This is a genomic window from Nitrospinota bacterium (genome assembly GCA_035528715.1).
Lineage (GTDB): Bacteria > JADFOP01 > JADFOP01 > DATKYB01 > DATKYB01 > DATKYB01.
Genome location: DATKYB010000006.1, coordinates 1 through 12,039, shown reverse-complemented (window position 1 = coordinate 12,039; position 12,039 = coordinate 1). Strand labels below are relative to the sequence as shown.

Below are 12,039 nucleotides of genomic sequence, written 5' to 3'. Positions count from 1 at the left end.
TTGCTGAGCCCGGTATTATTAAATCTTCTCTTCCTCTTTCCAAACCTAAAATCCTTTTTCTTTCTTGTAATGTCGCGCATATCAATATTTTAAAAATTTCCTTTATCTTTTTTAATGTTAAGATATAACCATTAATTTTCTCTGAATCATACACCTTCATTGCTAAGTCTATTGCAGCTAATGTAGTAAACGTTCCTGCAGTCCCAATTAAATTCATTCCTTCCTCTATTCTCAATTCTTCCCTTATTACTAAAATCTTTTTTAATATCTCCTTATCAATTTCTAAAATCTCTTTCTTATTGACTGGATCTGACACTAAATATTCTTCTGCAAGAGTGACCACCCCTAAATCTACACTATATATTTTCTTTAGACAACCGCTTTGTACCCTTATAAATTCTGTACTTCCACCTCCTATATCAACAATTAAAGCATGACGATATGTTCTCCCTATACCTTCCCTTACTCCCAATAAAGTAAGCCTTCCCTCTTCTTCCCCTGATATGATATTTACATCAAAATTCATCTTTAATTTTATTCCACCAATGAGTTCTTCGCTGTTCTTTGCCTCTCTGAGAACACTGGTAGCTACGACAGTAACCTTCTCTACTCCAAAACTATCTATCTTGTTTTTAAAATCTAAAAGAACATTCATAATCTTCTTTATTGATCTTTTCGATAAATAACCATCAGCACAAAGGCCTTTTCCTGTTCTTGTAATCTTTTGATCTGAATAGATAATATCGAATTTTTTATTTTGTTTTGGTTTTCCTATCAATAAACGTATTGTATTTGTTCCTAAATCAATTGCTGCAATGTTTTTCATCATTATTAATCCAATTTTTTACTCAATCTCTATAATCTCATAAAAATGAAATGTTAATAAATATCAGTTGGATTTAAAAATAAGAAGATACTTCTTTCCACTCAAAAAAGACTTGTGGTTAAAGTAGATTTTCTCTTGATGTTCTCTGATTTACCAGTACTTTCCTTCTTCAATTTTAGCCTGGGATATAAACTGCTGTGCTGAAAGTTTTCTGGCATATAAAAGCCTGCAGCCCATGGTTGTTATAATAAAATCCCTGGATTCCTTTCTCCCTTTTTCCTTTATGGCTAATAAAAAATAATCCGTTTTGAAATCACTATATAATGTCCCATCCCCTACTAAATAGGATATCAAAATGATATCTTCAAAAACGAGCCTTGGGGAAGTAATTAACTTAATCAATATCGAAAATTCACTTGAGGAGTGTCCCCCTTCAAATAATGAGGGAGAAACTTGAGTCTCTACTATATCTATCCCAATCCTCTGGGAGGCTTTTTTTATTCTCTCAGGCATATTTTTTGTAGTCCACTTTCCAGAAAATTCTTCTCGCTTTAAAGCTTTTACCTCACTAATCTTTCTCGTTATCCTCTCTTTTGATCTTTGAATCTCCTCTAAAATAAATGTATCTGCAGAATCGAGTTTGTCATTCACACTGACTTGGTAAGAACTGAGATTGTTTTTCCCACTACCAGCAAGGAAGATAAAATATATAATGATAAAGTGAAGAAAAAGACTAAAAAACAAAGGGAGTGCTATATCATTGAAATTCTGGATTCTTCTAATAAAACCTTGCATAAGTTACATTCCTATATTCTTCAAATATCTCCTCACTAGTTCAAGAGCCAATGTGGTTATACGGCTTTTAGCAATATCCAAGATACCACTAAACTTATGCTCCTCAACCATTGTCTTATCTTTTGAAGAGAGGGCAATATATGTAGTAAAGTCATTGGACTTATCTGTTCCGCCCAAAACAGCCAAGCCGATTTCTGAATGATATCTTTTTTTTATCTCTTTTGCAGCTATCTGAGCTGTCTCTCTGCTGATCAATCCAACCCTCTTTAATTTTTCTTCTTGAAGATTCAAGTCCTGAGTCAGTGCCTTTCCGTTTACAAATACAAGACATCCATTAAAGTATTTCCTATTGGAATCTGCTCTTAAAAATCTCTGGGCAAGCCATCCGCCTGTAAATGAATCGGCCATTGAGATTGTCTCTTTTTTCTCTTTTAATAGGGAACCGACTACCTCTTCAAGGGTCTCATCATCGGCCCCATAAATCATACTGCCAAGGCGTCTTCTTATCTCTTTTTCTATCTCTTTCATATTCTTAAGATTCTTTAACTGATCCTTTTCTTTCGCTGTAATGCGTATCTGTATCTCCCCATCCTTTATCAATAGACCTATGGGATAATCCTTATTTTTCATCAAATCCCCAATCTTCTCATCAACCTTGCTTTCGCCCATACAGCCTATCTTTAGAACCCTTGAACTTATCCCCTCTCTTAAAGAAAACTCCTCTTTTAAAAAGGGAATGACGCTTTTTCCCAAAAGATAGGTCATCTCTCTGGGTATTCCAGGAAGGGCAACAATAATCCCCTTTTCATCCTTTACAATAAACCCAGGAGCTGTGCCTACGGGATTTTGAATTGCCAAAGAACCTTCTGGTATGTATGCCTGCTTTCTGTTGTTGGGACTAAACGATATACCCCTCTTTTCAAAGTAGGCTTCGATTCCATCCATAAGCTCCTGTCTGAATTCCAGACCTTTTCCAATGGCCTCTGCAATCGACTCCCTTGTTATATCATCCACAGTAGGACCCAAACCCCCTGTTGTGATAACAATAGGGGACCTTTCATGAGAGAGCCTTATCAGTTTCCCTAATCTATCCCTATCATCCCCTACAGATATTTGATAGGAGACATCTATACCTAAAGAGGTTAACATCCTGGCAATATAGCTAGAATTGGTATCTGTAATCTCTCCTAATAACAGTTCCGTACCTATACTTATAATCTCACCCTGCATTTTCGCACCATAAAAATTATGATTTGATGAGCATAACAAATATCCCCTATTAAAATCAACTATAATATCGGGGATTGTTGTGACTTTCTTGCTCGTCCAAGAAAGTCACTAAAGAAGGGTGCCCCCCCTGCTTTTTTAAACGGCTTTTTGTTCATTTCTTGTCTTTAGAAAGCAAACGAACCAAAGAAAGACACCCCTTTGATTTTATATAATTACATAAATTTTGATATTTTGTTGCATAATCTTCAAAATATGATATTTTTTTAAAAAAATAGAGAAAAAACAAAACAAGAAATCCGTCTATTAATTGTTACACGATGAATACAATTGATTGAGGCGAAGGAGGGCAAAGATGAGAAGATTTCTGTGCGTCCCGTACAATATCTTACTGATCATCGCGTTTGTCACATTATTGTCAGGCTGTGCTGGGCTTTCCCAACAGTATAGAACATCTACCGAAGGAATATCGGTAAACTACACCGTCAACAAAGAGCGGCTTATTGACCCAAAAGCAAAAGTCTTCATTTCATCAAGCGGCGAGAGACTGGATAAAGAGGTTATTGGCGATGGAGCGAAGCCCTCTGTAGGCACACGAGTATTGGGATATGTAGCCTTTGGCGTTATCTATGCTGCGATGCCTGACCAACCAACTCTTAAAGTTCAACAAAATCCTATACGGATCTTCAAAACAGCCATGACAGAAAGACTGTCAAAGAACGGCATAGTTGTAACCAACAACCATGAGAATGGAGTGTTAATCCTTGATTTATTGGTGAGGCAATTCAAACTCGACTTCAACTTTGGAAAATGGACGGGGGAAGTCGGTTATATAGCCAGAGTTAAGAAGAGTGGGGAGATTATTTGCGAAAGCAATATATACGAAAAGGCAACAGCCTTCAATCTGTATGGGTTTGGCTCTGGAGAAAAGGCGATAAGTGAAGCTTTCAATAAGGCGATAAATAGACTCGACGTAAACAGTTGCTTCTCAAAATTCCAGAAATAGCCGATGATCGTGTAACCACGCCATGCAGCGGATCGCCGGTGGCTCCCGCTGATGGTCATGTTATGCCTTAAACAATGATTGAAAGGTATATAAATGTCATCAAGTTCTGACAATCCTCTTAATATGATCCCCGATCCATTTTCAGGTGACACGTTCGTATTGCCAGAAACTGAATGTACATCTGAACGCAAGCTATTTTTCAAGAGAATGAATGAGATTCAAAGTTTACTATATGTTACAAAATTATCGTTTGATGTCTGCAAAAAGAACTATGAAAAAAATATTATCCCAAGGCTCCCTACCAAGGAAAAAACACCCATGAGACTTGATATAAACGGTGGTAATCCCATTTTCTTGCCTGCTGCTAAAATAATTGAAATAACTTCAAATGGCGTAGATATCCTCACACGCCAAGCCTTCATAATGTTTTACGGATCTTTTGAAACATATTTATACCAGCTCTTAGAGAGATCTTTTCCAAACATTGGAATTACAGAAGATATCTTAGACAAATCACGTGATATACTCATGTTGAAAAAATGGGATGGCAAGTTTTGCAAGATGAATGAAGTTTTCAATATTGAATACAAAGCTAAAGATTTAATGAATTGGTTTAACAGCTTTGAGATGGATTTTGAGGGCATGAATCATAAAAATCCGTTAAATTTCTTAGATGAGTTGGCTCAAGTGCGACACAAAATTGTGCATGCATCCAGTATTCTTGAGAATGACAGATTGATTTTCATCGATATAAATATTTTTCACGGATATTTTGGTTTCTTTTTTCATTTAACTGATTATATAGATAAGCTTTTTGCTAAAAAATTTGGATACGATCGTAAAAAAATAAATCCAGGAGAGGCATAACAAGACACTGAAGTGAATACGAACCAGCAGGCCCTTTTTCGGCTTTTGATAATTTAAGATATTGAAATTGTTTTTTTACACTTTGGTATGCTTTATGGTTCACATCACTTAATTTTACATTATACCGTACGAGAACATGATGTTTAATCTGCAGAGCAAGAAACGCAGCAAATACTCAGATGCCAATCTCGCAAAGCTTGATGCAATGCTTGCTGACTACTGAGGCAGATAAAAAAATATGGTAATCAAAACATAACAGAGAAAAATGCATAAACAAGAACTTCGTCTATTAATTGTTATATGAACAAAATGTATATTTCACGTGAATTTTAAGGAAGACCATTTATATGAAGATACAAAACTTTGATTTTCCCATTTCAAGATATATCCTCCTCACAGGAGCAGGGTTTACGTATAATTATGGAGGATTCCTTGCCAACAGAATGTGGTCTGAAATTCATAATAGGTATCTTAAACTAGCTGAGAATCTTGAGGCTAATAAATTAAAAAGTGCTGTAAAAAAGACATTTAACTATGAAGACTTATATGAAGATGTTTTAAGATCTTCTGATTTTACAAAAGATGAAAAGGAGTTGTTTTTTAAGGCTGTTTTAGGAGCCTATGATGCTCTTGACGATGTAATTCGTGAATTTCGCCAGCAATTCTTTACGAGCGATATCTTAGATCTGAACAAATTAAGAGAGTTCTTTGGAAAGATAACTGGAAATCCAAAAGAAAGAGGATTCTTCTTTACCTTGAATCAAGACCTTTTTATTGAACGATATTGCTATGCAGGCGCTATTGGTCCTTCACTTCCTGGGCTGAGAATAAATAATCAACGATTTAAATCAAGAGAGTCTAATCCATTAAAAGAAAGCGATTATGTAAAAATAGTAAAAGACGACAATCCTGAATACCGAATTAATGAATGGAAGAATACTTCCAAATTATTCTACATTAAATTACATGGGTCATACGATTGGCGTGATGATAATAACCAAGAAATATTAATAATTGGCACAAATAAACCATCAAGAATATCATCAAGCCCTATACTCGCTTGGTACTTCAATCTTTTCAATACTGTATTGTCTATTCCAAAAACCAAATTGATGGTAATAGGATATGGTTTCAAAGACAAACATATAAATGAAGCTATTGCGCAAGCTGTTAAACAATCAAGTTTGAAAATCTACATTTTGAATCCCCAAGATCCAGAAATCTTCTCAAAGAAAACTCTTGGTATAAACAATTGGGTAAGCGAAGCCATATGGAGGGCTGTAGAAGGTTATTATCAACTAACTCCTAAGGAGATATTTTCTAGAAACTCTACAAATGCTTCTCTAATTCGTAATTTATATGATTCATATTTCTCTTAGTGTTAAAGATTATATTGCTTTGTATAGCCTGCTAAAAATAGCAAATCATATAACAAACACATGCACCAAGACGCTCGTAACCTCACACCTGTGAGCCAGGGCGTTAGGCTTAAATTTAAATCCCCCTTTCGATTTTTTAGGTATTTAGCAAGTGAGGAAATCAAGGAGCTTTCTCATCTCCCCTTTTGCTTTTTAGGGGTTTTTCAAGTGAACAAGCGAAAAAAGAGGCAAAGTGTCTGAAGGCGAAGCCAAGTTTTTTGCCTCGCCGAGTGAACAAAGACAAAACCCCGTTAAGAAAAGCAGGCGGGGCGTCCTTCTTTTTGTCCTTTTCTTGGACGAGCAAGAAAAGGACACACCAGCGCTGTTAAATACCGTTTAAAAAATCGAGGGGTGCCATTTTTGGATTGCTTTCTGCTCAGTACTAACGAGTTAATTGTTTGCACAGAAGTGATTCTGGAGACAAGCAAAAAGAGAACACGCATTTTTTGCAAGATTAAACGCTTTTTCCGCTGTCGATTTCCCAATTGCAAAAGGCCTTCTATGAATAAATTCATTTCGCTTGTCTCGAATATCTTTCCAATCTTTATAAAAGGTAGTCATCGAAGTTTGACCTATCGCATTTTTGAGAGAATTACCAGTAATTTTTTCGAAAGCCTTACATCGCTTATTAAAATTTCTCAATTGACTAACTTTTTTCTCTGCTTCAGACCAATCCACACCTTTTGATATGTTGATTTTGATGAGAAGGTCATCGAACATTTTCTCAAGCAGCGTACATGTTAATATAACTATGACTTTATGTTCTTCAAAACTATCATCATATTTAAAAAGAGGTACAAAAGCTTTTTGGGCTTCTTCAATTGTTTGCAGAGAAAGACGTTCTTTTATCATTTCGAGCATTTTGTTATATTCTAATTCTTTATCATCATATTTATTATATAAATTTTGAATTTCTCTGGCTGTCTTTATGGCTAAATCAGAATCGTATTTTTCTCCAAGTTGTTCTTGGAGAGTTTTAACTAATTCTTCTTCTAAATTGTCAATTCTGTCACATGCTTTTGAGTAAAAATAACCAATCATTTCTAAAAGTTCTAAGGCCGAAAGGCTGGGAAATATTAATCTTGTTAAACCTGAAACACTACATTTTGGACAAGGTATATCAGGACAGTCTAAATCAGGAGAATTTGAAAGATATCTACATTTAGGACACTCAGTATAAGTCAAACAAGTAGGGAAAGAACCACTATTAGCCAATTCTCTGTTAGGTATCATTTTGCCTCCATTTTTTATAAGAGCCGAATTTATTTTAACAAAAATGAACTAATTAAAAAATATTATTGTTTTTTATTGTTCCGGGGTCCCCTTTTGCTTTTTAGGAGTTTTTCAAGTGAACGAGGAAAAAAGAGGGAGGGTGTCTGAGCAAAGCGAGTTTCCTCCCTCGCCGAATGAGCGCCAGAAAAATTCCGTTAAAAAAAGCAAGGGGGTGCCCTTTTTTGGTTCGTTTTTTGGGCAAGCAAAAAATGAACAATTTTCTTTCAATTGAAACTTCATAATTCTTTTCTTTTAAACTATTTTAAATTTAACAAGTTTTTTTAAAAATTTTTACTTGACAATACAACATATAGTAGTGTATTAAATATTCACTACAAAATAGTGTATTTTTTTCTTATTCTAGTATAAACTCGTCTTTATTAGTATTATTTTCTACATCAAGAGGAAAAGGCTATGGACCCTGCCAGTAATGTCACTAAAAAGAAATCCAATATTGATGAAGTAAGCGAAGAAAATCTTCATCCCAAACAGGATAATAACAGATTGGACAGTAGAAAGGTTCTTAATTCTCTAGGTGTAGATTTGAAAATAGCCGATCCCATAATAAAAGAGGTAATCGATGATAATGATGAAATAGTCCTTTCCCCTAATGCTCTTACTGTACTAGAAAGGAGATATCTGAAAAAGGACGAAGAGGGAAAAGTCAATGAAGACCCTAAAGAGCTATTTAAAAGAGTTGCCCTTAATATCGCTTCAGCAGATAAGATATATGAACTAGATATTGATATAACAGGAAAAGCCAATAAATCTTATCGAATGATGGCAAATCTGGAGTTCCTTCCAAATTCTCCAACCTTAATGAATGCAGGAAGAGACCTTCAACAGCTATCAGCATGTTTTGTACTGCCCATTGATGACTCCATGGAGAGTATTTTTGAGGCAGTAAAACATACAGCCCTTATCCATAAATCCGGCGGTGGGACAGGCTTTAGCTTCTCAAGGCTAAGACCCAAAAACAGCCCTGTAAAAACTACCAAAGGAATCTCCAGTGGCCCTGTATCCTTTATGGGCGTATTTGATGCTGCAACAGAGGCAATAAAACAGGGAGGGACCCGTAGAGGGGCAAATATGGCGACACTCAGGGCAGACCACCCCGACATCATTGAGTTTATCACTGCAAAGAGAAATAATAAGAGACTAAACAATTTCAATATATCTGTGGCTATAACAGAAGACTTCATGAAAAAGGTAAAAAATAACGAAGAATATGAATTAATCAACCCTCATACAAAGAAGGTAACAAAGAGGTTAAAGGCCAAAAAGGTGTTTGATCTTATCATTAATATGGCATGGAAAAACGGTGACCCAGGGATTGTATTTTTAGACAGAATCAATAGGGATAACCCCACTCCAAAGTTAGGGGAAATAGAAAGCACAAATCCCTGTGGAGAACAGCCTCTCCTCCCTTATGAATCTTGTAACTTAGGCTCGATAAATCTCTCTAAAATGGTTTTGAGTGGTAATGGAAAAAATATCCTAGATTATACCAAGCTTGCAGAAACAGTAAAAACCTCTGTCCAGTTTTTAGATAATGTTATTGATATGAATAACTATCCCATAGATTTAATTGCAAAAAATACCAAGGAAAACAGAAAGATTGGGCTTGGGGTTATGGGATTTGCTGACATGCTTATCAAATTAGGAATCCCTTATAATTCTGATTTGGCTCTTGCTACAGCAGAAGATATTATGAATTTCATCTTAAAAGAGGCAAGAAAGGCCTCTGCAGAGATAGCCATAAAAAGAGGGGTATTCCCAAACTACCAAGAAAGCATATATGCTACATCCAATAATGGCTTGAATCTTAGAAACGCAACCCTCACAACCATAGCACCCACTGGAACCCTAAGTATCATAGCTAACTGCTCAAGCGGCATAGAACCCCTCTTTGCCCTCTCATACATTAGAAAGGTTCTGGATGATGATGAACTTATTGAAGTGCATCCTTTATTTGAAGAAGTGGCAAAAAAGAGAGGCTTCTATAGCAAAGAGCTCATGAAAAAGATTGCTGAAAAGGGATCGGTTCAAGGGATGGCGGAGGTGCCTGAAGATATTCAAAAACTCTTTGTAACTGCTCATGATATTTCACCAGAATATCATATAAGAATGCAGGGGGCATTTCAAAAATACACGGATAACGCCGTCTCAAAAACAGTAAACTTAAGACATGATTCTACAACTGATGATGTTAAAAAGGTATATCTCCTCGCCTATAAACTGGGCTGCAAAGGTGTTACAATTTATAGAGATTCTAGCAGAGATAAACAGGTTTTAAATATTAATAAACCAACAAAAGAAGCCCAAATAAAACGCATTCCAAGGCCAAGATCCGAAATTACAACAGGCACGACACGGATGATGAAGACAGGTTGCGGGAAGCTTTATGTAACCATCAATGAAGATGAAAAAGGAAAGCCCTTTGAAATATTCAATCAGATGGGTAAGGCGGGTGGCTGTTCAGCATCTCAATCTGAGGCTCTTGGAAGACTGGTCTCTCTTGCATTAAGGTCTAATATTGACACAAGCGAAATAATAAGCCAGCTAAAAGGAATCAGTTGCCATCTTCCGGTCTGGCAAAATGGAGGTAAAATTTTATCATGCTCTGATGCGATTGCAAAGGCCTTAGAGAGCTACTTAAACATAGGGGAAGCTTCTTACCAACATGCATTAAAGGAGATTACAGAAATAAAGATAACCAGTGAAAAACTCTTTATGAGGGGGAGCTGTCCTGACTGCGGTGGAATTGTTGAGCATGAAAGCGGATGCTTGCTCTGTAAGCAATGCGGTTATTCAGAATGTTATTAAAAATTTATGGCTTGTTGTCAAATACCTAAAAGATGTAGAAAGTTGGTACCCTTTGAGCTCCTAATCACCAAAACAAACGCTGGTTGTTACAGCTCACCAATTAAGTAAAGGTTCTGCTGGCCCTTTTACTTAATGAGAGAAGCAACAAAAAGGTATGAGACAACAAGCCATACTTTTTTTCAAAAATTTTTCTAGCTATTTAACCAAATATCCTCACCCATATTATTTTCTATAACTTAATCTTATCTACAATCTTCCTCTTATTGAATACAACTGTATTCTTATAACCAATCTTTTTTAAAATCCTCTTGGCTTTATTAAAATCTCTCCCTACATCATCTGGGGTGTGGGCATCTGATCCCATAATAACAGGTACAAACCTCTTTTTACAATAACGTAATATCTCTTGCGAAGGATATATTTCACTTACAGGCATTCTTAATCCAGAAGTATTAATTTCTATGGCCATCTTTTCTTTTTTTATCGTGTTAATAACCCTTTTTATCTCATGAAAGATGTTTTTTTCTGGCCGATAGCCAAACTTTTTGACTAAATCAAGATGGGCAATAATGTCAAATAATCCTGTAGAAACAGCCTCCCTTAAAAGTCTATAATATTCTTGATATATCTCTGTTATATTTTCTTTTTCCCATGACTCCTTATAGGCAGGATTATCAAATCCCCAATCCCCAATATAGTGTAAGGAACAATACACATAATCAAAGGGATACTTTTCAAGTATCTTTTGGGTTTCCTCTATACATTCAGGAATATAATCAACCTCGATTCCCAATTTTATCTCTATCTCTTTGAAACGATTGTTTATTTCTAAAACCTTGCCTACATAAACAGGCAACTCCTCGCTTAACATAGTTATTTCTGGTTCCCAATGCCTAAGGAGGGGGAAGTGGTCAGCAAAGCCTATCTCTTTAAAACCAAGGTCTATAGCCTTTTGAACATAATCTTCGAAATCTCCAGTGGCATGCCCGCAAAAGATCGTGTGGATGTGATAATCTATCATGCATCTAATTTAACATTTTTTCTGTATAATGGCAAAACAAACCTTCAGTGACCTAAAAATTAATCTTGATAATTCAACAATTTTTATAAAAATCTTTAATGGCTTTATACCTCTTGAAATCAAACAGACAAAGACCTATCAAGTTCTTAATTAAGAAATAGATCCAATTCCCTTTCTTTTGCTATTCTATGAAGATTTACAAGAGATTCCTTTTCTATCTGTCGTACTCTCTCTCCGCTGAGTCTTAATTTCTTCCCGACTTCTCTTAGACTCATGGATTCTTTCCCATTTAAACCAAACCTCATCTCAATGATCTCTTTTTGCCTCGGCTCTAATTCTTCAATTAACTTAGCGGTCTCTTTACTCAAAGACCTCTCTTCCAAATCTTGGTCAACCCTTGCAGGATCGTCCTCCCCCAATAGCTCAACAAAAGATTTCTTGGAATCATTAGATATAGGGACATCTAAAGACAAAAAGGAACTATAGTTCTGTTGATTTCTCTCAATATCCTCAATGGACAAATCTAGGGAATCTGCTAACTCATCCACAGAAGGCTCCTTCTCTAGATTCTTGGAAAGCTCCTCTTTTTTTCTATTTATCTTATAAAAGATATCTGTCTGTTTATAGGGAAGACTGACAACCCCTTGCTGTTTTGCAAGGGCATGCCTGATTGAAGTGCGAATCCACCAAACAGCATAGGTGATAAACTTGATCCCCTTTGTAGGATCAAATTTCTTTGCTGCCCTTATTAATCCAATATTCCCCTCATTAATTAAATCGC

Annotated in this window: 11 protein-coding genes; 5 read left to right on the top strand and 6 right to left on the bottom strand. The window is 35.8% G+C overall.

Translation table 11 applies throughout. From position 1 onward, the window contains the following. The 3 genes from VMW81_00420 to VMW81_00410 all read right to left on the bottom strand — a co-directional run. The coding region (locus VMW81_00420; protein ID HUU49410.1) for a hypothetical protein at window positions 1-829 on the bottom strand (829 nt) is incomplete at its 3' end. Window positions 830-976: 147 nt separating this feature from the next. After that, the gene (locus tag VMW81_00415; protein HUU49409.1) at window positions 977-1,621 is read right to left on the bottom strand and encodes a hypothetical protein; all 645 of its coding nucleotides are present in this window, start codon (window positions 1,619-1,621) and stop codon (window positions 977-979) included. A gap of 3 nt (window positions 1,622-1,624) precedes the next feature. Next, window positions 1,625-2,851, bottom strand: a complete 1,227-nt coding sequence (locus tag VMW81_00410) for a CinA family nicotinamide mononucleotide deamidase-related protein (protein HUU49408.1) — start codon at window positions 2,849-2,851, stop codon at window positions 1,625-1,627. A 352-nt stretch (window positions 2,852-3,203) separates the two neighbouring features. Here VMW81_00410 and VMW81_00405 point away from each other — a divergent pair, with 352 nt between their 5' ends. The 4 genes from VMW81_00405 (at window position 3,204) to VMW81_00390 (ending at window position 6,479) form a co-directional block, all read left to right on the top strand. After that, the gene (locus VMW81_00405; protein HUU49407.1) at window positions 3,204-3,854 is read left to right on the top strand and encodes a hypothetical protein; all 651 of its coding nucleotides are present in this window, start codon (window positions 3,204-3,206) and stop codon (window positions 3,852-3,854) included. Between the two features lie 207 nt (window positions 3,855-4,061). Continuing rightward, complete coding sequence (locus VMW81_00400) at window positions 4,062-4,721, top strand: hypothetical protein (protein HUU49406.1); 660 nt, start codon at window positions 4,062-4,064, stop codon at window positions 4,719-4,721. Window positions 4,722-5,068: 347 nt separating this feature from the next. After that, window positions 5,069-6,100, top strand: coding sequence for an SIR2 family protein (locus VMW81_00395; protein HUU49405.1), 1,032 nt, complete (start codon window positions 5,069-5,071; stop codon window positions 6,098-6,100). Window positions 6,101-6,332: 232 nt separating this feature from the next. Continuing rightward, window positions 6,333-6,479, top strand: coding sequence for a hypothetical protein (locus VMW81_00390; GenBank protein HUU49404.1), 147 nt, complete (start codon window positions 6,333-6,335; stop codon window positions 6,477-6,479). Window positions 6,480-6,529: 50 nt separating this feature from the next. On the opposite strand, the gene VMW81_00385 is transcribed toward VMW81_00390, so the two are convergent. After that, the gene (locus VMW81_00385) at window positions 6,530-7,372 is read right to left on the bottom strand and encodes a hypothetical protein (GenBank protein ID HUU49403.1); all 843 of its coding nucleotides are present in this window, start codon (window positions 7,370-7,372) and stop codon (window positions 6,530-6,532) included. A 453-nt stretch (window positions 7,373-7,825) separates the two neighbouring features. On the opposite strand from VMW81_00385, the gene VMW81_00380 reads away from it, so the two are divergent. Next, window positions 7,826-10,237, top strand: a complete 2,412-nt coding sequence (locus tag VMW81_00380; GenBank protein ID HUU49402.1) for a vitamin B12-dependent ribonucleotide reductase — start codon at window positions 7,826-7,828, stop codon at window positions 10,235-10,237. A 229-nt stretch (window positions 10,238-10,466) separates the two neighbouring features. Here the strand turns inward: VMW81_00380 and hisJ are convergent, their stop codons facing one another. Together hisJ and VMW81_00370 are read right to left on the bottom strand one after the other, a co-directional pair. Next, a complete protein-coding gene (hisJ, locus tag VMW81_00375; protein HUU49401.1) occupies window positions 10,467-11,258 on the bottom strand; it encodes a histidinol-phosphatase HisJ in 792 nt (263 codons plus the stop codon). A gap of 146 nt (window positions 11,259-11,404) precedes the next feature. After that, the coding region (locus tag VMW81_00370) for a sigma-70 family RNA polymerase sigma factor (GenBank protein HUU49400.1) at window positions 11,405-12,039 on the bottom strand (635 nt) is incomplete at its 5' end.

Coding starts and splice junctions, on each gene's coding strand:
- VMW81_00400 (HUU49406.1), top strand. CDS start 4,062: ATGAATGAGATTCAAAGTTTACTATATGTTACAAAATTATCGTTTGAT.
- hisJ (HUU49401.1), bottom strand. CDS start 11,258: ATGATAGATTATCACATCCACACGATCTTTTGCGGGCATGCCACTGGA.
- VMW81_00415 (HUU49409.1), bottom strand. CDS start 1,621: ATGCAAGGTTTTATTAGAAGAATCCAGAATTTCAATGATATAGCACTC.
- VMW81_00405 (HUU49407.1), top strand. CDS start 3,204: ATGAGAAGATTTCTGTGCGTCCCGTACAATATCTTACTGATCATCGCG.
- VMW81_00410 (HUU49408.1), bottom strand. CDS start 2,851: ATGCAGGGTGAGATTATAAGTATAGGTACGGAACTGTTATTAGGAGAG.
- VMW81_00395 (HUU49405.1), top strand. CDS start 5,069: ATGAAGATACAAAACTTTGATTTTCCCATTTCAAGATATATCCTCCTC.
- VMW81_00385 (HUU49403.1), bottom strand. CDS start 7,372: ATGATACCTAACAGAGAATTGGCTAATAGTGGTTCTTTCCCTACTTGT.
- VMW81_00380 (HUU49402.1), top strand. CDS start 7,826: ATGGACCCTGCCAGTAATGTCACTAAAAAGAAATCCAATATTGATGAA.